Genomic DNA, 24,372 nt, shown 5'->3' with positions numbered 1-24,372 from the left:
ACGTTCTAAGACACTCCCCCTCGTAATTAGACGAAAAGCCTACGGCAGCGCAGGCCGGCAGCGCAGGCCTAAGGCCGCCAGCGTTGTAAGCTGGCGGCCTACAGCTGCCACAGAAGAAAAGCCTAAGGCAGCAGCGCGAACACGAACACGTCCACGCGCACCTGCGCGTTCTTATCGATAGTCGTGCCTGCAGAGATGGACTGGTGTGCCACGGTATCGACCTTCAGCAGGTCGTTTGTGCTGGTCTCGGAGCGCTCCACGCCTCCGCCGGTCCAGCCGGCGCGCCGCAGTTCATCCACAGCATCGCTGTATTTCATGCCGGTTAAGTTCGGCATGGAGATTTGGTTGTTGCGGGACACGGTCAGGGTGATTTCGGAGTCCCGTTCCATCCGCTGGCCTTCGCCGGAGGCGCTGAGCACCTTGTTCAGCGGCTCTGGCGAGTCCACCTGCTTGACGGTCACCTTGAAACCGGCTGCTTCAAGTTTCGTGCGCGCGTCGTCCAGGTCTTGACCAGAAACCGTCGGCACGGTGGCTTTTTCCTTGCCTGTGGAGACGGTGATCGTGACCTTCGTCCCCACGGACACGTGCGTCCCTTGTGGCGGGTTTTGCGTGATGATGTTGCCGGCGGGGACGTCGTCGGAGGTGTCTTCGCGCACTTCGGAGTTGAGCTGCAGTTTTGCGTGCCGTAGTGCGTCGGAGGCTTCGGAGGTGTTCATGCCGGTGAGGTCTGGAACTTCGGTGAGTTCTTTACCTGCGGAAATGAGCAGGGTGACGGTGGAGCCTGCGGGCAGGGTGGATCCTTCGCCGGGGTCGGTGCCGATGGCGTTGCCGCGCGCGATGTCGTGGTCGGGCCGTTCTTCTGTGGTGACTTTCAGCCCGAGGTTGGTGAGTTCTTTTTCGGCGATGTCGCGTGGTTTGTTGGCGATTTTTGGCAGGGTGACGTCGTGGCTGCTGTTGCTGCTGCTGTTGTTATCGTCGATGACCCGGTAGCCGATGTACCCGCCCGCGCCGAGCAACAGGAGGGTGCTGATGGTCCAGAGGGCGATGGTGGTTTTGCTGCGGCGTGGTGCGTTGTCTTTTTCTTCTACGACGCCCGCCTCGCCCTCTTCCGGGCCTCCGTACGGTGCTCCGGTGTGGTTGGCGTGGTTGTAATTGGGGTTGCTGGGCTGTCCGGAGGTGTTGTGTCCGGCCTGGTCGTAGGCGGTTTCTGGGTAGGCATTCGCCGCGTTGTTGCCGGGCTGTTGTGTGGGGAGGATGGTGGTTTCGGGGTTGTTGTCAGCGCCCGCACCAGAGCCCCCAGCAGCGCCGGCAGCGTCCGCACCAGAGCCAGCCGCACCAGCCGCTCCAGCTAATCCAGCGCCTGCGGCTCCGCCGGCAGCACCGCCGGCCAAGCCGGCCCGGCCCGCGCCGCCAGCACCATTGCCGCTAGCGCTAGTACCACCGGCAGTGTCATCACCCTGCGCTTCTTCGGTGTACGGCTGCGCGACCAGCGGCAGCTGGTCGTCGGCGAGGCGCCGCAGGTCGGTGGCCATCTGTTGGGCGTCGTCGTACCGGTCGGATGGAGACTTCGCCATGGAGGTCAGAATGATCGAGTCCAGGGACAGCGCCTCCCGCTTGGACAGGTGCATGCCGGGAACGCTGGAGGGGTTTTTGACCTGGTCTTGGACGTGTTGGAACGCCACGCTGAACGGGGATTCACCCTGGAATGGCGGCTGGCCGGTGGCGAGTTCGAATAATACGCAGCCTGCGGCGTAGATGTCAGACCGGGCGTCGGCGGATTTGCCGCGTGCTTGCTCGGGGGACAGGTATTGCGCGGTCCCGATCACGGCGGCGGTTTGCGTCATGGCGGAGGAGGAGTCGGATAGCGCGCGGGCGATGCCGAAGTCCATGACTTTCACCATGCCGGTGTTGGTGATCATGATGTTCGCGGGTTTGATGTCGCGGTGGATGATGCCGGCTTCGTGGCTGAAGTGGAGCGCGTCGCAGACTTGCGCCATGATGGTGGCGGCTTCGCTGAGGCTCATGGTGCCGCGGTCTTGGATGATGTCGCGCAGCGTTTCGCCGTGGACGCGTTCCATGACGATGTAGGGAACGGCTTCGTCGTATTCGGGGGTTTCGCCGGTGTCGTAGACGGCGACGATGGCTTGGTGGTTGAGCTTCGCGGCGTTTTGGGCTTCGCGGCGGAAGCGTTCCAGGAAGCTGTGGTCGCGGGCGAGGTCGGGTCGCATCATTTTGACGGCTACGTCGCGGCCGAGGAGTTCGTCGGTGGCTGCGTAGACAACGGACATGCCGCCTGTGCCGATTTTGGCACTGAGGCGGTAGCGCCCGCCGAGGGTTGTGCCGATGCGATCCACGGTGTTGCTCCTTTGTGTCTGACCCGGGGTGTGGGGACTCTAGCCTATCGATGTTAGTGCATGTTGGGGGTTTGGGGTTAGGCGTCGTTGGCTGGGGGTTGTTCTTTTCCTTCTTCGACGCCGAGGTTCTCTATCGCCGCAGCCGATGGTTGGTTGTCGGCTGGTGGGTTGTTGGGGCTTGGGTCGTCGGGTTGTGGGAGGGGGTTGGTGGGAGGTGTTTGGGGTCGGGTGGTGTGTGGGGGTTGGGTGGTGGTTGGTTGTGGACGGCTGGGTTCTTCGGTGGGTGTGGTGGGTTCGTTGGTGGTGGTGTTGGTGTCTGGGGTGTCCGAGGTGGTGGTCTCGGCTGTGGTGCGTTGGCGGGTGGTGCGTTCGGTGGTGATGTGTGGGCTGGTGGTGGTTTCGGGTGTGGTGATTTCGCTGGTGATGGTGGTGGTTTCGGTGTCGTTGGTGTCGGAGGTGGGGTCGGCGAGGTAGAGGTAGCCGGCTACGCCGATGGCTGCGAGTGCGAGCAGGCTGGTGAGGATGAGGGGGGTGTTGGTTTTGTTTTTCTTGGTGTTGCGTCCTTGGTTGTTGGCAGCACTGTTGGCGGAGGTGCGTGCGTTGTTGGCAGCGTTCGTTGGGCGGACTGCACCGTTGGCGGCGCCCTGTGCAGCGTTGTTGCCAGTGTTGGCAGTGCGCTGCGCAGCGCCTTGCTGCGTGGGCCCTTGCATGGGCGGCACGCTGGTGCCGGTGCCGGTGGCGACGGCACCCAGCTGCTCGGTGAGTGGATGGGTCACCGACACGTTGGGGACGTGGTCCGGCTGGGGTGGCCGGTGGCCGTCGGCGACCAACGCCATGGCGCTGGCCATTTCCTTGCCGTCAGCGTAGCGGCTGGCGGGGTCTTTGCGCAGGCAGATGGCGATGAATTCGCGCATCTGCGGGCTGACGGTGTGGGGCAGTGGGCTGGGGTCTTCGGAGATGTGCTTGATGGCGACGGACACGGTGGTCTCGCCGGTGAAGGGGCGGCGTCCGGCGAGGCACTCGTAGCCGACCACTCCCAGGGAGTAGACGTCCGAGGCCGGCTCGACGTTCAGGCCTTGGGCCTGCTCGGGGGAGACGTACTGGGCGGTGCCGACCACCATTCCTGTGCGGGTCAGCGGGACTGCTTCAGCGGCTTTGGCAATGCCGAAGTCGCTGACCTTGACCCTGCCGTCGGTGGTGATGAGGAGGTTGCCGGGCTTGATGTCGCGGTGCACCATGCCGGAGCGGTGGATCTCCTCCAGGCCGGTGGCGGCCTGCGCGAGGAGGTCCGCGACCAGTGGCTCGGAGAGCGTCTTCTGGCGGCCGAGCACGTCCGCTAACGCTTCGCCCTTGATGTATTCCATGACGATGTAGCAGAAGATCAGGCCTTTGTAGCCGGTGTCCTCGTGCACTTCGCCGTAGTCGTAGGTGGTGACGATGTTGGGGCTGTTGAGCCGCATTGCTGCTTCGGCTTCGTTGCGGAAGCGGGTGCGGAACTCGGTGTTCTCGGTGTATTCGGGCCGCAGGATCTTGACGGCCACGTCCTTGGGTGGGGTGTGGTTGGTGTCCTTGGCGAGCCAGACGGTGGACATGCCACCGTGCCCGATGATCCATTGGAGCTGGTAGCGCTGCCCGAGGAGGCGCTGCAAGTGGTCGATGTCCGAGCGGTCCACGGATCCCGCGCCGGGGTTCGTCGGATTGAGATTGTCGTCAGTACTCATGCTTACTGCCCCTGTTCTGCCGCGCGGATCACCGCGCGGCCGATTGGTGCGGCCACCGATCCACCGGTGGCACCTTGCCCAGCGTTACCGCCGTTTTCCACCAGCACTGCCACGGCAACATCCGCGGTGGTGGAGAAGGCGATGTACCAGGCGTGTGGGTTGGAGTTGCGGGAGTCCTCGCCGTGCTCGGCGGTGCCCGTCTTCGAGGCGATGGAGGCGTCGCCGCCGGCGTGCTGCTCCGCCCCGATCATCAGCTCCTTGAGCTGCTGTGCCACTTGTGGGGTGATGGGGTCGTTGACCTTCTTGGCTTTGGTCTTGCGGATGGGGGAGAGGTCCGCGCCGGTGATCTGCTTGATGAGGTGCGGCTCCATGCGCTGACCACCATTGGCGATGGTGGCGGCGATGACCGCGTTCTGCAGCGGGGTCAGGGCGATGTCGCGCTGGCCAATGGAGGATTGCGCCAGGGCTGCGCGATCCTGGATGTCACCGATCCTGGAATCGACGACGGGAATGCCCACATTATCCAGGCTCTCACCCACGCCGAAGGCACGGGCCATGTTGGTGAAGTCCTCGATGCTGTGACGGTTCACCAGATCCGCGAAGGCAGTGTTGCAGGACTCTGCGAAAGCCTGGCGCAGGGTGGTGGTGCCACCGCCGGCACAGGTGGAGCCGGCGTAGTTCTCCAGGGTTGTGGTGGTGTCCGGCAGAGTGATCTGCGGAGCCGCGGTGACGGACGTGTCCGGGGACTCCCCGGCAGCCAGTGCCGCGGCAGTGGTGATGACCTTGAACGTGGATCCAGGGGGCTGGATCTGTTGCGTGGAGCGGTTCAACAGTGGGCTGTTGGCGTCGGTGTTATAGGCGGTAAACGCGTTATCAGCGGCTTCGGTGTCCTCCTGCACGATGGTGGAGGGGTCGTAGGACGGGGTGGAGGCCATGGCCAGGATTTCGCCGGTGGACGGCTTCAGCGCCACGACGGAGCCGGAGTAGCCGTTGTTGGCGAGCTGGTCGTAGGCCACTTGCTGCACGGCGGGGACCAGGGTGAGGTCCACGTTCGCGCCGGCGACCTTCTTGCCCGTCAGCTGGTCCCAAGTGCGGGCGGCGAAGAGGGACGGGTCCTCACCGGTCAGGATGGAGTTTTGGGACAGCTCCACGCCAGCGGCGCCGTAACGGTCGGACAGGTAGCCGATCACGCTGCCGTAGGTGCCGGGGTTGGCGGGGTAGCTGCGGTGGTAGTAGCCCTGCTCGTCCGCGGTGGATTCCGCGAGGAGCTGCCCGCCGGCAGTGATGGCGCCGCGCTGTTGTGTTTTGGCGGCCAGGAACTGGCGGGAGTTTTTCGGGTTGTTGGCCAGGGAGTCCGTGGAGAAAGCCTGGATGTAGGTCAGGTTGACCAGGAGCACCACCACAAGGAGGAAGCCGAAGATGGTGACGTTGCGGATTGCTTTGTTCATCGTGCATCAGCTCCTGGGGTTGAGGGGGTGCGGACATCGGCGGTGCTGCGGACCTCCGCGGCACTGCGGGCGTCGGCGCTGATCCTCAGCAGCAGCGCCAGCAGGATGTAGTTGGCGAGCAGGGAGGATCCACCGTGGGACAAAAATGGCGTGGTGAGGCCGGTCATCGGCATCAGGCGGGAGATACCGCCGGTGACCACGAAGATCTGCACGGTGATGGTCAGCGCCATGCCGGCGGCGATGAGCTTGCCGTAGGAGTCCCGGGCGATCATGGCGGTGTGGAAGCCGCGGTTGATGAGCACCAGGTACAGCAGCAGGATGGCGGCCAGGCCGATCAGGCCCAGCTCCTCACCGAAGGCTGCAAGGATGAAGTCCGAGTGGGCGACGGGTACGTTCTCGGGGTAGCCCTGTCCCAGGCCGGTGCCGGTCACGCCGCCGAAGGACATGCCGAACAGGGCTTGGGAGAGCTGGAAGCCGTTGCCGTCGTAGTGGGCCAGTGGGTCCACGAAGTTGTTCACACGGTCCTGGATCTTGGCGCTGATCTGGTACACGCCCACCGCACCGATGGCGGCCAGGCCGAAGCCCAGGATCAGCCAGGAGGCGCGCCCGGTGGCCATGTAGAGCATGCCCAGCACGGTGCCGAACAGGATCAGGGCGGGGCCGAAGTCGTTTTGTGCGGCCATGATGACCAGCGCAATGCCCCACACCAGGAACAGTGGCCCCAGGTCACGCAGACGCGGGAACTGCAGCCCCATGAATGTTTTCCCGGCCACGGTGAACAGGCGCCGCTTTTGGATCAGCAGTCCGCCGAAGAACAGCAGGAGCAGCAGTTTGGAGAACTCTCCGGGTTGGATGGAGAAGGGGCCGATGGAGATCCACACGTTGGCGTCCGCATTAAGGCTGGTGGGCCACACGATGGGCAGCGCGGACAGGATCAGCCCGGCCAGGCCCATGATGTAGGTGTAGTTCTGCAGGCTGCGGTGGTCTTTGAGGAAGATCACCACGGCGCACATCAGACCCACGCCTACGAAGGTCCACATGATCTGTGATTGCGCCAGGTTCCAGTCCGTGGCCATGTCCAGCCGCGTAATCATGACCAGTCCGAGGCCGTTGAGCAGCGCCACGATGGGCAGCATGATCTGGTCGGCCTTGGGTGCTCGCCAGCACAGAACGAGGTGTGCGATGAGGAAGATGGCGAAGAAGCCGCCGGTGACGGTCAGCGCGGAGGAGCTGATGGTGGCGTTGGTGGTGTCCCCGTCGGGTCCTTGGGGGATGCCGGCTCCGTTGGCGCGGGAGAGGTCCAGTGCGATGTTGGCGACGAGCATGAGCACCGCGGTGGCGAGCAGCAGCAGTGCTTCGGTTTTTCGGCGGAAGATCAGCATTTACTTCACCTCTCGGCAGGACACTCCGGGGGTGGTGAGGTCCTCTGGGTTGCTGGAGTTGGATGTTCGTGTGACGCACGCGGGGAGGGTGCGTTCCGCGAGCCGGTGCACTTGGTTCAGTGCTTCGTCGTAGGTGGTGTTGGGGAGGTTGCTGATGGCTCCGCGGGCGACGGGGGTGAGGTCGTCCGTGCGGAAGTGGTGGCAGTCCTTGCTGCCCATTTTCGGCGCCTTGGTGCCGGCGGGGTAGGTGGTGACTTTCTGGTTTTCCGCCAGGCAGATTTCTTGGTATTTGCTGTTGAGTGTGTTGCCGAGGATGCTGTCTCGCTTGCCGTTGTAGATGGCGATGCGGCCGTCCTCTTCGGCGACGTAGTAGCTGTTCTTGGCGTTGTTCCAGAGGATGTATCCGCTGGTCGCGAGGCCTGCCAGGATCACGAGCGCGACGATCAGCGCGATCGTGAGGCCGCGCTTTTTCTTCCGGCCGCGGGCGGGTTCGGCGCTGACTGCTGGTTGTTCATCGGTGCGCGGGTGGCTGTTTTTATGATCGTCGACGCCGAGGTTCACGTCCCTCCCGCGTCCCTTTGAACGTGAAGCCTTCCGTGCGCCAGCGCCAGCAGCCGCAGCGCCAGCGGCACCGGCAGCCTCAGAGGCGCCAGCGCCGTCTGCCTGAGCGGAGTCCGTAGCCTCCGTGGCCGGACGTCCAGTGCCCGCAGAGTCAGAAGCCTCGGAGCCTACGGCACCGGCAGCAGCTTTGTCGGACTGATCCGCGGAATCCCCAGAACCGGCCCCAGCACCATCTCCATCCCCAGCACTCTGCGCAGGCCTACTGGTGGTCTGCAGGTTCAGCGCGGCCGCGCGAGAGGCCGCGGTGTTCGGCCGTTCGGTGTCCGTGACTTTCCCGGCCACGGCGCCGGCCACGATGGGCGCAGCCGGCAGGGTGATGGAGGGGTCTGTGGCGTGGTTGGAGGCGGCGTCGAATTCAATGACGTCCCCGATGACCACGGTGACATTGTCCGGCCCGCCGGAGCGCAACGCGAGTTCCACTAGACGGCGGGCGGAGTGGTCGGGCGTGCCGGTGGAGAGGGCTTCGTGGATGGTGTCGAAGCTGACGGGGTCCGATAGGCCGTCGGAGCACAGCATGAAGCGGTCGCCGGCTTTGACTTGAAAGGTGCTGAGCGTGGGTTCCACGGGCCGGCCGGTGAGCGCTTTGAGGATCAGGGAGCGTTGCGGGTGATTGCTAACGTCTTCGGCGGCGAGTTTTCCTTCGTCCACCAGCGATTGCACGAAGGTATCGTCTTTGGTGATTTGTTGCAGCTCGCCGTCGCGCAGGAGGTACCCGCGGGAGTCGCCCACGTGGCACAGGGCGGCTTCATTATTACGGAACAGCAGGGTGGAGAGGGTACAGCCCATGCCTTCCAGCTGTGGGTTTTCGTCCACGTGCAGCGCGATGGCCTGGTTGCCTTCGTCCATGGCTGTGGCGAGCAGGGTGGTGAGCCTGTCATGCATGGTCGGTTCGTCCAGCAGCGGGGAGTCCAGTGGTCGGAGTGCGTTGATGAGCAGTTGGCTGGCGACTTCTCCGGCGGCGTGTCCGCCCATGCCGTCGGCGAGTGCAAGCATGCGCGGGCCTGCGTAGGCGCTGTCTTCGTTGTTTCCGCGGACGAGTCCTCGGTCGGAGTAGGCGGCGTAGTTGAGGGTTAGTGTGCTCACTGTTCCATCCTTACGGAGGTTTGTCCCACTCTAAATTCGGAGCCTGCGTAGAGCCGTTCGGGCTGGTCGATGCGTTGGGTGCCGATCCAGGTGCCGTTGCGGGAGTCTACGTCTTCGAGGTACCAGGCGTTGCCGTGGCGGATCAGGCGCGCGTGTGTGCCGGAGGCGAAGTCGTCTTCCAGGATGAGTGTGCAGGTGGGGGCGCGTCCGATGGTGATTTCTGTGTAGCCCTTGAGTTTGAGGGTGGTGCCGGTGAGTGGTCCGGTGGTGAGGACCAGGCTGTGTGGTGGTTTGTTGCCGAGTTCTTTGCGTGGCTCTGGTCGCGCCGGGGCGGGCATGCCGGGGCCGCCGTGGATGGGTTGGAGGTCTCTGCTGAGTCCGGCGGCGGAGTTGGTGTCCTTGCGGAGTGCGCGGATGCTGAGCCAGATGAATAGCCACAGGAGGAGCAGCAGGCCGATTTTGGCCAGCAGTAAGAGGGTGGTCTGCATTGTTCCTTTGACTCCTTCTGTGTCCGGGGTTCCGGGCGGGGGCTTACGTGAACAGCCTACTGCAGACGGGTGACATCCTTAAAGATGTTTTTGGGGTTGTGTGTTTAGTTGAATTGCACTTCGATTTCTGAGTGGCCGAGGGCGATGATGTCTCCGTGGGCGAGGAGCCAGTTGTCGACGGGGGTTCCATTGACGGAGGTTCCGTTGGTGGAGTTGAGGTCTGTGAGGACTGCGTCGAATCCGTCCCATTGGATTTCGGCGTGTTGGCGGGAGACTCCTGTGTCTGGAATGCGGAGGTCTACTCCGTTGCCGCGTCCGATGATGTTGGCGCCGTCTTTGAGTGTGTAGGTGCGGTCGGATCCGTCGCGGAGGACGAGGGTGACGCGGATTTCTTGGTTTTCGCCGGTGTAGCCGTGGCCGCCTTGGGTGGGTTGGTGTGGTGCTACTTGTGCGATGACTTCGGTGCCGGGGTAGCTGGTGGGCGGGTTGGCGATGTCTGCTTGGTTGGGCTGGTTGTTGTGGGTGGACTGGTTGTTGTTGATGAGGTCGGCGAGTTGTTCGTTATTTTTATTGTCCGACGCCCACCTCTCGTCCCACTGCTGTTCCGCTGCCGCCTGGGCGTTGTGTGTGGTGGGGTTGGGGGCGTTGTGTGTTTCGAAGCGTGCTTCTACGCGGAGTTGGCCGGTGTGGAGGTTGGGTTGTGGTGTGACGTTGACGAGCACGGGGCTGGTGGTGGTCCAGTTTTGGTTGCGGATGAAGCGTGTGAGGCGGTCGGCCAGGTCTTCGGTGAGGCGTGGGCGGCTGGCGAGCATGCTGTCTAGGTCTTGCTGGCTGACTTCAACGTTGAAGGTGTTGGGGGCCAGGAGGTTGCCGTGTTGGTCGGACATGATGGACTCTTCGGTCTGTTGTTTGAGGAGTTCGTCGATTTCGATGGGCACTACTTTGCCGCCGAAGACGCGCGCGAAGCCGTTTTCTAGGCCGCGTTGCAGAGAGTTGTCCAGCTTTTTGAAGCGTCCGAACAAGTCCATGTCATACCTTTCTGTGTGCCTGAGGTGTGTTGAGGCATTGGTGCCTAGTATAGGGCACGGCTGCTGCAGGTGAGATATTTGCGACGTGGGTGCGTGTTCGTGTGACGGGGTGTGCGTGCCCTGTGACCTGCTGTTTTGTGGTGTTTTGGGGCTCGATTTGTGTGTTGTGAGTATGTGCTGCTAGTATTTCTTTTCGTTGCTACGGCAGCTTCTGCGGTTTGTTTCAAACGCACTCGGGCGAGTGGCGGAATGGCAGACGCGCTGGCTTCAGGTGCCAGTGTCCTTCGGGACGTGGGGGTTCAAGTCCCCCTTCGCCCACAGTGAGCGGTTTTTCGCTCTGTTCAGGCCGATGGCCACCAACTTTGTTGAGTTGGTGGCCATCGGCTTTTTCGTGTGCCTGGGCCCGTTCCTGAGGATTTTGAATTTGATAATAAGAATATCACAGTTTAATCACGTTCTTAATATATTTCCATACCTATTGTATCCCACAGGAAAGGTTATAAATGAGACTCATTTCACTTTACCCCTGTGGGGATATGCTATACCCGCTGTGACCTGCATTGATGCTGACACGCCGATGCTTTCATGGTTGCTTCTGTTACTCAAGTGATAATTTTTTACCCCCGTAAGGATGAAGGGTGGAGCAGTTCTCTGGGAAATCTGTTGTTGCTTTTCTTAGGAAGTGATTAAGTTGTTGCCGTTCCCTACATACGTCGGGTTCTTCGCAAGAGCTAGTCTCTGTCCGCGCAACACGCTGCGGAGGCTAGTGACGTTTTTCAAAGGACTAGTTATGGCTAATCTTCGTGGACGTAATGTCCGTGCAGCCGGAAGCTCCGTTTTGGGCCTGGCTTTTAAGGACCGCATGAAGTCGGTCGCTGGCGCAGTGGCCGCGCTAGCTATTGCCACTTCTGGCGTGGTCGTTGTGAATAATGCCATCGCTCCTGTCGCTTCGGCACAGACCGATGGTATTGACTTGGGTGCTTCTGCCTCCCCGGGACCTGTGGGTGACACCACGACTCAGGGCAAGAACGCCATCTACTCGCCTGCTAATGAAGGTGAGCGCAATACTGTCTCCGGTACTGTGTGGGCAGAGCGCGGCAATGACAACACCAAGTCCAGCAGCTATGTAAATAACAATGGGCCAGATGTTGGTGTGGCAGGTATCAAGGTCTTTGTGCAGTGGGTTGATGGGTACAAGGGACCCAAGCCTGCGACCTCTCCGGTGTACTATGCGGTAACTGATGCGCAAGGTAACTACCGCGTGAAGATGCAGAACTTCCGCGACTTCGCGGGAGAGGATCGCATCTTCAGTGCGAATGTCGATCTGTCGCCCACGTTTCGCGAGAAAATTCGTATCTGGGTGGAGATTCCTGATGAGCTAAAGGATAAGTACAACTTCGGCTGGGGTTATGCTAACCTCCAGGCGCCTTTGAACTTTGCGCTCGATCGGTCCATTGGTGCTAACTGGGCTGGCGAGCGTGTAACTGGTGCTGATCAGTTCCTGTTCCCTAAGTACAAGCCGGAAGAGAAGGAAGTTCTCCACAAGCCACAGGGTCAGTGGGTGAACAACGATGATAAGCGTCGTGAAGATGGACAGGGCCAGATTTCCGGCCGCATCTACTGGGATTACGGCGGATATGCTCAGCCTGCTTTCGGTTGGAAGAACGTTGTATCGTACGACGATAGCAATGACAAGGGCATTGGTGGTCAGAAGGTTGTCGCCTCCTATCTGAGTGACCATGCAGTGGGGCAAATCAAGAAGTACTTCGAAGAAAACAAGAACACCCTCTTCGGTGGCGTTCGGACTCTGCGTAGCACCGGCTGGACCTATGAGTACGAAGCTAAGCTGCAGGAGTGGATCAAGCAGCAAATCGCTGAGAATAAGGACGGTGATACTCCGTGGATCGCTGAGTCCGTGGTGACCACCAGTGACCAGGATGGTAAGTACGTTGCCCAGTTCAACGGTACCTACGGGCATGTGTGGAGTTCACGTGGTAATGTTCCTGAAACGCAGTCTTCACCGAACCAGGAAAACTACTTCCACAACGTTGACTCTTCCCCTTCGGCGGGTAATTTCCGCCAAGGAGCTGCCCAGGACACGATCACTGGTGATAAGTTCGCGAAGCACATCAACTGGGAATGGATGATGGTTTCCCTGGTCCAGCCTGATGGGACATTGGGGCCTGTCCAGGGAGCTGGCTTGGTTGATCCGTGGCGCGGCGGGTTCTGGTCTGGACGAGCGGGTACGCCATATGGAAACGTCTACACTCAGTATGAAATTGGCACACACCACTTCAGCGCTCAGAACTACACCCTGGATGAGCGCACTACCTATTCCCCAATCGATGGGGGACGCTGGCGTGATGCTGACTTCGCTCACACCTTGGCGCAACCTACGTTTGAGGTAGTGAAGTATGACTCGATCTCTAACTTTGCCAAGCCTGGCGACAAGGTTGACACTCAGGGTGGTGGCTACCCTGCTTTGGGCAACAACAGGTACGACATCGTATGGACGGCGACCGACCTCTCCACCGGCAAGTCCCTGGAGCTGAATCCGAAATCGAGCACCTGTGAGGGAGTTGCACCAAATGAGATGGGCCTGCTCCCCTCTTGTTCCATCACGGTTCCAGAAAACCTGACGAACTCCACCGTCTTTACCGCTACTCTGTATCCAGTTGCGGAGAACGGCAAGCGCTCTGCCATCCCGATTGCAGTGGATGACTTTATTGCTCAGGTCGCTAAGGTTCCTGTCTACGATCCTGTCGATGTCACCACCGGAAAGTCTGCTACTTCTCCGGTACGTGGCGTTGACAACACCGATACCCCTGAGGTGGAGACAGAGTCGGTTCCGGAAGGCACCAAGTTCGAGTTGGCATTGCCACAGGACGCTGAGCCAATTAAGGACGGTCAGGGCAACATCTCCGGTTACAAGATTGGTGAGGATGTCCGCGACTTCGGCTACTCCGTGAACGTTGATCCGAAGTCCGGTGAGGTCACCTTCATCGCTCCGGAAACCATGACGGATCCGGTAACTAATGAGGAAACCCCATTCACCGGCACGTTCAACGTTCCTGTGACCATGACCCTGCCTGGTGGTGAGAAGGGTACCGCGAACGCAACCTTCGTTGTGTCCGAGGAAGCAGCTGACTACAACCCTGAGTACCCAGGTCAGAACTTCACCCACACCCCTCAGGGCGGCGAGGAGAAGACCACCGACAAGCCGGGCTACCTGGCACCTGCCGGCAAGACCTCCACCGCTGATGTGGTCTACAAGCCAAAGGAAGGCGGCGAGGAGAACAAGCCTGGTGACGGCGTTGCCTCCTACAAGCTGAAGGAAGGCTTCCAGGCTCCTAAGGGCTACGAGATCACAGTCGATGAGAAGACCGGCAAGGTCTCCGTGACCGTTGCTCCTGCTGGTAAGGATGGCGCTCGCGAGGAGATCGTCGAGATCCCTGTCGTCGTGTCCTACAACGATGGCGCTGAGGATGACGAAGCAACCGCCGTCTTCTACCTCGACACCGACGGCGATGGCATCCCGGATGTTCTCGACGAGGACGACGACAACGACGGCGTCAACGACGAGGACGAGAAGAAGTCCGGCCACGATCCGAAGGATCCGTCCGACACCCCAACTACCGTGACCGGCGAGCCTAAGCCTGTTGAGCCGACCAACGATTCTCAGGACACCGGTATCGTCGTTCACAACCCGGATCCTTCGACTGAGTACACCGCTACCGATGAGGACGGCAACACCGTCCCGGTAACGGTTGACAAGGAGACCGGAAAGATCTCCGTCACCCCGGGCGAAAACGTTGATGGTCCGATCACTCTGGTCATCAAGGACTCTGACCTGCCTGGTGGCTCGGTTGAGTTTGAGATTCCTGTCAATGGCCACGCCAAGGGCGAGGATGACAACGGTTCTGACCTCAAGGATGCTGATAAGTATGATCCGAAGGGTCAGAACCAGGATGTGAAGAAGAACGAGAAGCCGGATCCGAAGAAGAACATCGAGAACTTCGATGATCTGAATCTGCCTGAGGGTACGAAGGTTGAGTACAAGGATCCTGTGGATACGTCCACGCCTGGTGAGAAGCCTGTCACTGTTGTGGTGACCTACCCTGATGGCACCAAGGATGAGGTCACGACGACCGTAACCGTGGGTCAGGATGATGCTGATAAGTATGATCCGAAGGGTCAGAACCAGGATGTGAAGAAGAACGAGAAGCCGGATCCGAAGAAGAACATCGAGAACATCGATGAGCTTCCTGAGGGTACGACGGTTGAGTACAAGGATCCTGTGGATACGTCCACGCCTGGTGAGAAGCCTGTCACTGTTGTGTGACCTACCCTGATGGCACCAAGGATGAGGTCACGACGACTGTGACCGTGGGTCAGGATGATGCTGATAAGTATGATCCGAAGGGTCAGAACCAGGATGTGAAGAAGAACGAGAAGCCGGATCCGAAGAAGAACATCGAGAACATCGATGAGCTTCCTGAGGGTACGACGGTTGAGTACAAGGATCCTGTGGATACGTCCACGCCTGGTGAGAAGCCTGTCACTGTTGTGGTGACCTACCCTGATGGCACCAAGGATGAGGTCACGACGACCGTAACCGTGGGTCAGGATGATGCTGATAAGTATGATCCGAAGGGTCAGAACCAGGATGTGAAGAAGAACGAGAAGCCGGATCCGAAGAAGAACATCGAGAACTTCGATGATCTGAATCTGCCTGAGGGTACGAAGGTTGAGTACAAGGATCCTGTGGATATTCCACGCCTGTGAGAAGCCTGTCACTGTTGTGGTGACCTACCCTGATGGCACCAAGGATGAGGTCACGACGACCGTAACCGTGGGTCAGGATGATGCTGATAAGTATGATCGAAGGGTCAGAACCAGGATGTGAAGAAGAACGAGAAGCCGGATCCGAAGAAGAACATCGAGAACTTCGATGATCTGAATCTGCCTGAGGGTACGAAGGTTGAGTACAAGGATCCTGTGGATACGTCCACGCCTGGTGAGAAGCCTGTCACTGTTGTGGTGACCTACCCTGATGGCACCAAGGATGAGGTCACGACGACTGTGACCGTGGGTCAGGATGATGCTGATAAGTATGATCCGAAGGGTCAGAACCAGGATGTGAAGAAGAACGAGAAGCCGGATCCGAAGAAGAACATCGAGAACATCGATGAGCTTCCTGAGGGTACGACGGTTGAGTACAAGGATCCTGTGGATACGTCCACGCCTGGTGAGAAGCCTGTCACTGTTGTGGTGACCTACCCTGATGGCACCAAGGATGAGGTCACGACGACTGTGACCGTGGGTCAGGATGATGCTGATAAGTATGATCCGAAGGGTCAGAACCAGGATGTGAAGAAGAACGAGAAGCCGGATCCGAAGAAGAACATCGAGAACATCGATGAGCTTCCTGAGGGTACGACGGTTGAGTACAAGGATCCTGTGGATACGTCCACGCCTGGTGAGAAGCCTGTCACTGTTGTGGTGACCTACCCTGATGGCACCAAGGATGAGGTCACGACGACTGTGACCGTGGGTCAGGATGATGCTGATAAGTATGATCCGAAGGGTCAGAACCAGGATGTGAAGAAGAACGAGAAGCCGGATCCGAAGAAGAACATCGAGAACATCGATGAGCTTCCTGAGGGTACGACGGTTGAGTACAAGGATCCTGTGGATACGTCCACGCCTGGTGAGAAGCCTGTCACTGTTGTGGTGACCTACCCTGATGGCACCAAGGATGAGGTCACGACGACCGTAACCGTGGGTCAGGATGATGCTGATAAGTATGATCCGAAGGGTCAGAACCAGGATGTGAAGAAGAACGAGAAGCCGGATCCGAAGAAGAACATCGAGAACATCGATGAGCTTCCTGAGGGTACGACGGTTGAGTACAAGGATCCTGTGGATACGTCCACGCCTGGTGAGAAGCCTGTCACTGTTGTGGTGACCTACCCTGATGGCACCAAGGATGAGGTCACGACGACTGTGACCGTGGGTCAGGATGATGCTGATAAGTATGATCCGAAGGGTCAGAACCAGGATGTGAAGAAGAACGAGAAGCCGGATCCGAAGAAGAACATCGAGAACATCGATGAGCTTCCTGAGGGTACGACGGTTGAGTACAAGGATCCTGTGGATACGTCCACGCCTGGTGAGAAGCCTGTCACTGTTGTGGTGACCTACCCTGATGGCACCAAGGATGAGGTCACGACGACCGTAACCGTGGGTCAGGATGATGCTGATAAGTATGATCCGAAGGGTCAGAACCAGGATGTGAAGAAGAACGAGAAGCCGGATCCGAAGAAGAACATCGAGAACTTCGATGATCTGAATCTGCCTGAGGGTACGAAGGTTGAGTACAAGGATCCTGTGGATACGTCCACGCCTGGTGAGAAGCCTGTCACTGTTGTGGTGACCTACCCTGATGGCACCAAGGATGAGGTCACGACGACCGTAACCGTGGGTCAGGATGATGCTGATAAGTATGATCCGAAGGGTCAGAACCAGGATGTGAAGAAGAACGAGAAGCCGGATCCGAAGAAGAACATCGAGAACATCGATGAGCTTCCTGAGGGTACGACGGTTGAGTACAAGGATCCTGTGGATACGTCCACGCCTGGTGAGAAGCCTGTCACTGTTGTGGTGACCTACCCTGATGGCACCAAGGATGAGGTCACGACGACTGTGACCGTGGGTCAGGATGATGCTGATAAGTATGATCCGAAGGGTAAGGACCAGACCGTTAAGGTTGGCGAGACCCCAGATCCGAAGGGCAACATTGTTGATGCTGACAAGCTGCCTGAGGGTTCGAAGGTTGAGTACTCGGAGAAGCCAGATACCTCTAAGCCTGGTGAGCAGAACGTTACCGTTGTGGTGACCTACCCAGATGGCTCTAAGGACAACGTTGAGGCGAAGCTGAAGGTTGAGAAGAACCCAACCACGGTCAACACCGACAATGTGAAGCCTGTTGATCCGACCGACGAGAAGCAGGACACCGGTATCGTTATCACGAACAAGGATGATGACACCAAGATCTCTGCTAAGGACGAGGACGGCAAGACTGTTCCTGTTGAGGTTGGTGAGGACGGTAAGGTTCACGTCACGCCTGGTACTGATGTTGATGGTCCGATTGTTGTGACCATCGAGGATCCGGAACTGCCTGGCGGCAAGGTTGAGGTTAAGGTTCCTGTCTCCGGCCACGAAGAGGGTCGCGATGACAACGGTTCCGACCGGACCGACGCTGACAAGTACGATCCACAGGGCAAGGAGCAGACCGTTAAGGTCGGCGACACCCCAGATCCGAAGAAGAACATCGAGAACATCGATGATCTGCCTGAGGGTACGCAGGTTGAGTACAAGGAGACTCCGGATACCTCCACGCCTGGTGAGAAGAACGTCACCGTTGTGGTGACCTACCCTGATAAGTCTCAGGATGTGGTCGAGGCGAAGCTGAAGGTTGAGGAGAAGCCAGCTGGCACGAACCCAGATACTTCCGGATCTTGGACGAAGCTGGAGCACTGCTTCGACGTTAAGGCGATGAATGTCACGAACCCATTCCTGTGGCTGGTGCCACTGGGACTGCTGTCCTTCATCAAGATCCCACCACAGATCCAGCAGCAGATTGACTCCATCTCTGCTAACTTCAACTCCACGATCACTCGGGAGCTGCAGAAGTTCGGTATCAGCCTGCCTCACTTCGAGGTCCCAGCTGCACTGAACATCAACACCTACCTGACCGTGGAACAGCAGCGTCAGCTGCTGGGAGGTGCAATCATCGCAGCCGGCCTGGCAGTAACCAGCGCCTACGTTGCACTGGGATGTGACTGGGGTGCAAACCCAGTCAAGCCTGGTAAGGACAATGAAGGCTCTTCCATCGGCTCCTTCGGAAACCTCGCGAAGAACACCGCGAAGGACAACGGTTCCGCAACCGGTTCCGGAGAAGCACTGAAGAAGCTGGCTGAGGATCCGAAGAACAACATCGGCTCCGGCAACAAGAAGGCCAACCAGTCGACCTCCGCTCCAACCGAGACTGAGACCCCTGACGCCTCTGCACCCGCAGAGACCTCAGAGGAGCCAGCTGCAGACGCAGACAGCGCAGCAGGTGACAGCAACAACTAAAAAGCTGCACACCAGCTCACCCCGGTAACCGCCGGGTAGTGACCCACTACCCGGCGGGCTAGCCCCTCGGCTAGCCGGACACTGCTGAAGCACAAGGTATGAAGCCCACCGTCTGTCCACGCACTACCAGCGTGGACAGACGGTGGGCTTTACCCATGCGCACCATGCACTGAGCGCCACCCAGTGCCTACCGCGCAGCACATCCCCACCGCACAGTACTTACACGCTGAGAAGCTCTCACTCCACACGCCACATCGCGGTCAACACTCCAGCGCCAACCTGCCGATCCTCACCACCAGCCAGACGCACCACCACAGGCTCCCCACACCGGCCGGCCACCACACGCTGCCACCCGCGCAGCACCTCCACCGAAGCCGAGCGCCGCTGAGCAGTCACCACCTGGATCGCCCGATCACACACCACCACATCACCCGAATCCAACACCCCCACAAAAACAGCACCACCTAGTGCTGAGCGCGAGCACCCGGACAGATCCACAGCGCTGGAAGTGCCACCAGCAGTACCACCGGCAGTGTCACCCGCAGTATCGCCGAACAGTTCCCACTGCTTCTCCAACACGGTCATGCGCACCACCCGCCCCAACGAATGCACAAACCCGGAACGATCCTCCACCGCCAACTCTCCACCCGGCCGTGAACTCAACACCCGGCCCACCGGCCACACCACCGGCTGCATCTGTCCAGAACGCGCTATCAACATCCCATCGGCCGTGAACGTCACCCGACGCACCGGCTCGCACGTCTCCACCAACACCGTCGCATCCGCGCCAGCGGCCGTCGCACTACACGGGTGCAACTCAGACAGGTGGGTGAGGGCAAGAGACAGTTCGGCGTCGGAGGATAAGGACCCCACACCCAGCCCCGCCAATTGAGCCCAGACCTGCGGCAAGGACACAAACGGCTGGCCCTCCCATGCAGCACGCAGCAGTTCGGTCATCTCCAGGAAATGATCGGGGCCAGCGGGCGTCGTAGACAGCGCAGACGGCGCGGGGGAGGAATCGCCAGGGACATCAGACATCATCAACACTCTTATCAACCAGGGGCACTATACCCACCCACGATACCCAGCCACGCCCCCGGGTGATGTAGGGCCTCGCGTGTAGGGTGGGGATCGTGGCACAATTCCTCTTTCACGTTGGTCGATGGTCCTACCTGCACAAATGGGTGGTCATCATAGTCTGGCTGCTCGCGCTTCTCGGCGTGGCAGGCAGTGCACTGAGCTTCCAAAAAGGCTTCAACGACATCTTCGCCATCAACAACGTGCCCTCCACCCAGGCCACCGAGATCCTGATGGACAAGTTCCCCGGCACGGACAACCCGGCGGCGTCCGCGGACGTGAACATGGTGTGGCAAGCCCCCGAAGGCCACCGCCTGGACGAACCCGCCTACATGGAGGCGATGGACCGCACCACCCAGGCGATCAAGGACACCGTGCCGCAACTAGGCAGCACCCTGCGCTGGGGCAACCCCGTCACTGTGAACCACGCGCAAACGGACGCGATCGTGGACCAACTCACCAACCAGGGCCTGCCGAAAGCCACCGCCACCAAGGACGCCTACACGCAACGTGTCCTATCCGACGACGCCACCATCGGCACCTCCACCTTCTCCTTCGACGTCGCCCTCCCCGCCGAAGTGACCGACGCCGACCGCGATGCCGTGGAAGCCGCCGCCCAAATCTCCCGGGATGCTGGGCTACGCGTGGAGATCGGCGGGCCTGGATTTGGAGACCCGATTGAGATCGAACCCATCTCAGAGATCGTGGGCGTGGTGGTGGCCCTGATTATCCTGGCGATTACGTTCATGTCCCTGCTGGCGGCGGGGCTGCCGCTGATCAGCGCGCTGGTGGGCGTGGGTATTGGTGCGTTCCTGACCGTGGGCGCCACCGCCTTCGTGCCGTTGAACTCCATGACGCCCACCCTGGGGCTCATGATCGGCCTGGCCGTGGGAATTGACTATGCCTTGTTTATTATGGCGCGCTACCGGGACGAGCTGGCGCTCGGCCGGTCCAGGCCGGACGCGATCGGGCTGGCCTGCGGCACGGCAGGCAGCGCGGTGGTGTTCGCCGGAGTGACCGTGATCGTGGCCCTGGCGGGCCTGCGGCTGGTGAACATCCCGTTCCTGTCTGCGATGGGTTACTTCGCGGCGGCCTTCGTGCTGGTGGCAGTGCTACTGTCCCTGACGTTCCTGCCCGCGTTGCTGGGGCTGCTGGGCCGGTGGGTGTTCAAGAGCGAGGCGAGCCGTACGCCGCGGGAAAGCCTGCGGGAGGATGGCCGCACGACCGGGCCGCAGGTGCACGGCACGAAGGAAAACCTGGGCACGCGGTGGGTGAAGCTGGTGCACCGGTTCCCCGGTGTGGCGTTGGCTGTGGTGATGGCGGTGTTGGCGCTGCTCACGCTGCCGGCGTTGAACCTACAGCTGTCTCTGCCGAATGACACCACCAGTAGTGTCACATCCACGCAGCGGCAAGCCGCGGACCTGCTCGCGGAAGGATTCGGCGAGGGCCGGAATGCTCCGATGCTGGTGCTGGTGGATGCTGAGCACGCGCGGGCGGACGCTACCGTGTTGGCGCCGTACACCGGCGGGGCGGGGGAGCGCAGCGAAGAGCAGACTCCCGCCTCGCCACAACAGGCCGCGTTCATCTATGCGATGGACCAGCTGCAGAACAACCCGGAAGTGGAACACGCGCAGCTGGTCGGACAGTCCGAGGACGGCACCACCGCACAGCTCGTGGTCACCCCTGTGCACGGGCCACGGGAGGAATCCACCGTGCAGTTGATCCACGCCCTGCGGGAGCAGCAGGCGGACATCGAACGCGAAACGGGCGTGACCATGGGAATCACAGGCTTGATCCCTATCCAACAAGACGTCACGGACACGTTGAAGAAGGCCATGCCCATCTACCTGGCGCTGGTGGTGGGGCTGGCCCTGGTGCTGCTCATGATGGTGTTCCGCTCTTTGCTGGTCCCACTCATGGCCGCCGGCGGTTTCCTGCTGTCCGTGGGTGCGGCCTTCGGTGTGACCGTGCTGGTGTGGCAGGAAGGCCTGTGGGGCCTGTGGGATTCCCCCGGCCCACTCATCAGCTTCATGCCGATCTTCCTGATCGGCGTGACCTTCGGGCTGGCCATGGACTACCAAGTGTTCATCGTCAGCCGCATGAGAGAACGCTACATCCAGGAATCCCAACGCCTCGCGCAGGGCCCGGACTACACCTACAGCGCCACCGAGGACTCCGTAATCCACGGCTTCGGCCTCGGCGCACGCGTGGTGACCGTGGCCGCGCTCATCATGATCGCGGTGTTTGTGTCCTTCATCTTCCAGCCCCTGCCGTTCATCCAGATCTTTGGCTTCGCGCTCGGCGCCGGCGTGCTCTTCGACGCCTTCCTGATCCGCATGACCGCCATCCCCGCGCTCATGCTCCTGGCCGGACGCGCCACCTGGTACATGCCGAAGTGGCTGGACAAGGTGCTTCCCACGCTGGACGTGGAGGGATCCTCCCTGGAGAAGGCGTTTAGCTCCGGGAAGATCACGCGCTACGAGGGCGCCGCGCGCGACTAGCGCGGCTAGCCCAGCCGCGCCTCCCAGCCCTCGCCGTAATACCGGCTCATAAACTCCGCGCGATACTCCACAAAACGCCCCTCCTCGATGGACCGCCTGATGTTATCCACCAGCGTGATCATGAAATGCAGGTTGTGCATCGTGCACAACGTCCCCGCCAAAAACTCCTTTGCCTTCAACAGATGGTGGATATACGCGCGCGAATAGTTCTCGGAGACTTCGCCGCCCACTTCGGCGTCGATGGGAGAAAAATCATTCTTGAAACGCGCATTGGTCAAGTTCATCCGACCATCCAACGTGTACACCCCGCCACGTCTGGCCAGGCGCGTCGGCGCCACACAATCGAACGTGTCCGCCCCCGCGGCCACGCCCGTGAACAGGTCGTCCGGCTCGGAGATCCCCAGCAGGTGGCGCGGCATGTTTTCCGGCAGCTCCTCACACACCCAGTTGACGATCGTCCCCAGGTTCTCCTTCTCCAACGCCCCGCCGATGCCGTAGCCGCCGAAGCCGCGCCGCCCGTCTGCAATTGCGGCGTCGGACAGTTCCACCAGGCCGCGCGCGGCCTGTTTCCGCAGGTCTTCGTACTGCGCGCCCTGCACCACGCCCCACAGAGACTGCAGCGGCTTATCCTCGCGCAGCACAGTCTGCCGGTAGTGCTCCTCCAGGCAGCGCTGTGCCCACCGATGCGTCCGCTCCACAGACCGCTCCTGGTAGTGGCGCGTATTCACCAGCGTGGTTAGCTCATCGAACGCGAAGATAATGTCCGCGCCCAACTGGTGCTGGATCTGCATGGACACCTCCGGGGTGAACCGGTGCTTCGACCCATCAATCACACTGCGGAAATCCACACCATCCTCGTCCACCACGGCCATGCGCTTGGACTGTTGCGCCACAATGTCCTTCTTATCCAGCCCCTTCGTGTCCATCGCCAGGACCTTCTTGAACCCCACGCCCAGGCTCATCACCTGGAACCCGCCGGAGTCCGTGTAGGTAGGTCCGTGCCAATTCTCAAAGGCGGCCACGCCACCGGCCTGGTCCACGATCTCTGGGCCTGGCTGCAAATACAGGTGGTACGCGTTGGACAGCACCGCCTGCGCCCCGGCGCTGCGCACCTGCTGTGGCGTGAGGGTCTTCACGGTCGCCTTCGTGCCCACGGGAATGAACGCGGGCGTGTGGATGTCGCCGTGCGGCGTGTGAATCACCCCGGTGCGCCCATGCCCCTGGTTTTCGGTGTTCACGCTGGTCACGGGGTTACCGGCGGCGTCGATGGCGGAGGCGGTCTGCCGCGGGGCGGAGTCAGGAAGGCGCGTGTCCTCCTCCAGGCGGGTGCCTAAGCTGAAGGTTGTGTCTGTGTGGCGCTGTTCGGCGGTCATGGGAACCCAGTCTACTGCGGGGCGCCACGCGCGCGGGTTAGGCTGGGGGAGTGAGCACCAGCACCCCACCCGCCGGCCGATACGCGCCCAGCCCCTCCGGCGACCTGCACATCGGCAACCTCCGCACCGCCGTGATCGCGTGGTTGCGCGCTGCGGGCAGGCTGGCGTTGCGCATTGATGATATCGACGCCCAGCGCACCTCCCCACACTTCACCTCCCGCCAACGGGCCGACTTGGAGGAGCTGGGGCTGCGCTTCGTGGGGCCGGCGGCGCGCCAACAGGAGACGTATGAGCATTACGAGTCCGCGCTGCAGGACTTGCAGCGGCGCGGGCTGGTGTACGAGTGCTTCTGTTCGCGCCGGGACATTCAGGACGCAGTGCGGGCACCCCATGCCATCCCGGGGCGCTATCCGGGGACATGCAGGGACCTGTCTGTGGAGGAGGCCGGGCGGAAGAGGGAAGAGCTGGCCGCCGGGGGTTCCCGGGGTGGGCGAGTGCCGGCTTTGCGGCTGCGCGCCGGGGTGTCCTCGTGGGAGGTGACGGAGCTTTTCGCGGCGGAGGCGGACCCGCTGACGCGGGTGTACGCCGGGGACGTGGACGACATGGTTCTACGGCGGGGAGGGAACATCCTTCCGCGGTGCGCGCCGGGCGAGCCGGGGGACGACGGCGCCGGTGGGCATGCGAGGGATTACGCCTACAATCTGGCCGTTGTTGTGGACGACGCCCTGGCGCACGTCCGCGAGGTTGTCCGCGGTGACGACCTGTTGAGCTCGGCGCCGCGCCAGGCGTACCTGGCGCACCTGCTGGATCTGCCGGAGGTGCAGTATGTGCACGTGCCGTTGGTGGTGGGGCCGGAGGGCAGGCGTTTGGCGAAGCGTGATGGGGCGGTGACGCTGGCGCAGTTGCGGGCGGTGGATCCGGGGGCGTCGGCGCGGGTGTTGGAGTGGATTCTGGGCTCGCTGGGCGGCGCGGCTGCCGCGAGCTCTAGCGCCGCCGGGGGCGCAGCTGCCGAGGCTGTTGCTAGCGCCGAGAGCCTCGCGGACCGGAACCACCGCGTGCTCCTCGAGGCTCTAGAGTCCTTTGATCTGGGCAAACTCCCGCGGGACCCGGTCTCCTTTGACCCCGACCACTTCATCTCCCCATAACACCCCGCGCCG

Annotated in this window: 14 protein-coding genes, 1 tRNA gene and 2 pseudogenes; 8 read left to right on the top strand and 9 right to left on the bottom strand. The window is 61.0% G+C overall.

Annotated elements, in window-relative coordinates; translation table 11 throughout:
• Positions 1-122 precede the first annotated feature (122 nt).
• The 7 genes from pknB to IAU67_RS10065 all read right to left on the bottom strand — a co-directional run bounded on the left by pknB (position 123) and on the right by IAU67_RS10065 (position 10,125).
• Complete coding sequence (gene pknB, locus IAU67_RS09730; protein WP_151842842.1) at positions 123-2,354, bottom strand: Stk1 family PASTA domain-containing Ser/Thr kinase; 2,232 nt, start codon at positions 2,352-2,354, stop codon at positions 123-125.
• A 77-nt stretch (positions 2,355-2,431) separates the two neighbouring features.
• Complete coding sequence (locus tag IAU67_RS09725) at positions 2,432-4,075, bottom strand: serine/threonine-protein kinase (protein ID WP_151842843.1); 1,644 nt, start codon at positions 4,073-4,075, stop codon at positions 2,432-2,434.
• 2 nt (positions 4,076-4,077) lie between these two features.
• A complete protein-coding gene (locus tag IAU67_RS09720) occupies positions 4,078-5,523 on the bottom strand; it encodes a penicillin-binding transpeptidase domain-containing protein (RefSeq protein ID WP_151842844.1) in 1,446 nt (481 codons plus the stop codon).
• Entirely contained in the window at positions 5,520-6,905 is a 1,386-nt protein-coding gene (locus tag IAU67_RS09715) for an FtsW/RodA/SpoVE family cell cycle protein (protein ID WP_151842845.1), read from the bottom strand. Before IAU67_RS09715 ends, IAU67_RS09720 begins: the two co-directional genes overlap by 4 nt.
• Positions 6,906-8,609 carry a PP2C family protein-serine/threonine phosphatase gene (locus IAU67_RS10070; RefSeq protein WP_187767915.1) on the bottom strand — a complete coding sequence of 568 codons (1,704 nt, stop codon included), beginning with the start codon at positions 8,607-8,609 and terminating at the stop codon, positions 6,906-6,908.
• Entirely contained in the window at positions 8,606-9,097 is a 492-nt protein-coding gene (locus IAU67_RS09705; RefSeq protein WP_151842846.1) for an FHA domain-containing protein FhaB/FipA, read from the bottom strand. Before IAU67_RS09705 ends, IAU67_RS10070 begins: the two co-directional genes overlap by 4 nt.
• Before the next feature lie 104 nt (positions 9,098-9,201).
• Positions 9,202-10,125 (bottom strand): FHA domain-containing protein, encoded by a 924-nt coding sequence (locus tag IAU67_RS10065; protein ID WP_151842847.1) that lies wholly within the window; start codon positions 10,123-10,125, stop codon positions 9,202-9,204.
• Positions 10,126-10,360: 235 nt separating this feature from the next.
• Here IAU67_RS10065 and IAU67_RS09695 point away from each other — a divergent pair.
• The 6 genes and pseudogenes from IAU67_RS09695 to IAU67_RS10060 all read left to right on the top strand — a co-directional run bounded on the left by IAU67_RS09695 (position 10,361) and on the right by IAU67_RS10060 (position 18,264).
• Positions 10,361-10,443: transfer RNA gene (locus IAU67_RS09695), tRNA-Leu, on the top strand.
• A gap of 472 nt (positions 10,444-10,915) precedes the next feature.
• A pseudogene (locus IAU67_RS09690) lies at positions 10,916-14,490 on the top strand (Rib/alpha-like domain-containing protein); the annotation flags it as partial.
• 15 nt (positions 14,491-14,505) lie between these two features.
• Positions 14,506-14,910, top strand: a complete 405-nt coding sequence (locus tag IAU67_RS09685; RefSeq protein WP_425321393.1) for a Rib/alpha-like domain-containing protein — start codon at positions 14,506-14,508, stop codon at positions 14,908-14,910.
• Entirely contained in the window at positions 14,873-15,031 is a 159-nt protein-coding gene (locus tag IAU67_RS10135) for a Rib/alpha-like domain-containing protein (RefSeq protein WP_425321389.1), read from the top strand. Before IAU67_RS09685 ends, IAU67_RS10135 begins: the two co-directional genes overlap by 38 nt.
• A pseudogene (locus IAU67_RS09675) lies at positions 15,022-17,067 on the top strand (Rib/alpha-like domain-containing protein); the annotation flags it as partial. The gene IAU67_RS10135 and the pseudogene IAU67_RS09675, both read left to right, overlap by 10 nt.
• Before the next feature lie 36 nt (positions 17,068-17,103).
• Positions 17,104-18,264, top strand: a complete 1,161-nt coding sequence (locus IAU67_RS10060; protein ID WP_342355625.1) for a Rib/alpha-like domain-containing protein — start codon at positions 17,104-17,106, stop codon at positions 18,262-18,264.
• 237 nt (positions 18,265-18,501) lie between these two features.
• On the opposite strand, the gene IAU67_RS09670 is transcribed toward IAU67_RS10060, so the two are convergent.
• Positions 18,502-19,302, bottom strand: coding sequence for a hypothetical protein (locus IAU67_RS09670; RefSeq protein ID WP_151842849.1), 801 nt, complete (start codon positions 19,300-19,302; stop codon positions 18,502-18,504).
• A gap of 95 nt (positions 19,303-19,397) precedes the next feature.
• On the opposite strand from IAU67_RS09670, the gene IAU67_RS09665 reads away from it, so the two are divergent.
• Positions 19,398-21,842, top strand: a complete 2,445-nt coding sequence (locus IAU67_RS09665; protein ID WP_151842850.1) for an MMPL family transporter — start codon at positions 19,398-19,400, stop codon at positions 21,840-21,842.
• A gap of 5 nt (positions 21,843-21,847) precedes the next feature.
• On the opposite strand, the gene tgt is transcribed toward IAU67_RS09665, so the two are convergent.
• Positions 21,848-23,215: a tRNA guanosine(34) transglycosylase Tgt gene (tgt, locus tag IAU67_RS09660; RefSeq protein ID WP_151842851.1), complete on the bottom strand. Its 1,368-nt coding sequence runs from the start codon at positions 23,213-23,215 to the stop codon at positions 21,848-21,850.
• 50 nt (positions 23,216-23,265) lie between these two features.
• Here tgt and IAU67_RS09655 point away from each other — a divergent pair, with 50 nt between their 5' ends.
• On the top strand, positions 23,266-24,360 hold the full coding sequence (locus tag IAU67_RS09655) for a glutamate--tRNA ligase family protein (protein WP_151842852.1): 1,095 nt from the start codon (positions 23,266-23,268) through the stop codon (positions 24,358-24,360).
• Positions 24,361-24,372 lie beyond the last annotated feature (12 nt).

It is taken from the genome of Corynebacterium zhongnanshanii (assembly GCF_014490575.1).
GTDB classification, from domain to species: Bacteria; Actinomycetota; Actinomycetes; order Mycobacteriales; family Mycobacteriaceae; genus Corynebacterium; species Corynebacterium zhongnanshanii.
Note: the sequence above shows the minus strand (reverse complement) of the source record. Positions and strands in the feature narration are given on the sequence as shown.

Excerpts from the sequence above, each read along its gene's own strand:
- IAU67_RS09725 (WP_151842843.1), bottom strand. The coding sequence starts at position 4,075 with ATGAGTACTGACGACAATCTCAATCCGACGAACCCCGGCGCGGGATCC.
- IAU67_RS09720 (WP_151842844.1), bottom strand. The coding sequence starts at position 5,523 with ATGAACAAAGCAATCCGCAACGTCACCATCTTCGGCTTCCTCCTTGTG.
- IAU67_RS09715 (WP_151842845.1), bottom strand. The coding sequence starts at position 6,905 with ATGCTGATCTTCCGCCGAAAAACCGAAGCACTGCTGCTGCTCGCCACC.
- IAU67_RS09705 (WP_151842846.1), bottom strand. The coding sequence starts at position 9,097 with ATGCAGACCACCCTCTTACTGCTGGCCAAAATCGGCCTGCTGCTCCTC.
- IAU67_RS10065 (WP_151842847.1), bottom strand. The coding sequence starts at position 10,125 with ATGGACTTGTTCGGACGCTTCAAAAAGCTGGACAACTCTCTGCAACGC.
- IAU67_RS09670 (WP_151842849.1), bottom strand. The coding sequence starts at position 19,302 with ATGTCTGATGTCCCTGGCGATTCCTCCCCCGCGCCGTCTGCGCTGTCT.
- tgt (WP_151842851.1), bottom strand. The coding sequence starts at position 23,215 with ATGACCGCCGAACAGCGCCACACAGACACAACCTTCAGCTTAGGCACC.